The organism is Cellulomonas algicola, assembly GCF_003851725.1.
GTDB lineage: Bacteria > Actinomycetota > Actinomycetes > Actinomycetales > Cellulomonadaceae > Cellulomonas > Cellulomonas algicola.
The window spans coordinates 1-423 of sequence record NZ_BHYL01000520.1 but is presented as its reverse complement, the minus strand read 5'-3'; the positions used below and the strand labels follow the sequence as shown (position 1 = coordinate 423).

The following is a 423-nucleotide window of genomic DNA, read 5'->3' as shown; positions in this document are numbered from 1 at the left end:
GTGCGGTGCGCGCCCGCTGGGCCGAGCTGACCGCGGACGGGGCGCCGCTCGCGTCCGTGCTGCGCGCGTCGGGTCGCGTCACCGGGTCGTCGCGCGAGGGCCGTGCACGCGCGGCCGCCGTCGGACCGCTCGTCGAGGACCTCATGCGGTCCGCCGCCGCCGTGCTGGGCGCGGCGGGCGCGCACGCGCAGGAGGTGCTGCACGAGACGCTGACCGGCCCGGACGCCCCTGCGGGCGGGCCGTCGGTCGACGCCGCGTGGGACGTGCAGGCCGACCGGCCCGTGCGGCTGCGCAGCGCCGAGCTCACCGCTCGCGCGTGGACCGCGCAGGGCCCCCGTGCGCTGCGCGCCGCGCTCGCGGTCCCTCCGCCGACCAGCGACGCGGACGGGCGCCCGCGCAGGCCGCGGGACGTCGCGGCCGAGG

General features: G+C 82.3%; 1 pseudogene. It reads left to right on the top strand.

What is annotated here, in order from left to right:
• A pseudogene (locus CTKZ_RS21210) lies at positions 1 to 423 on the top strand (hypothetical protein); the annotation flags it as partial.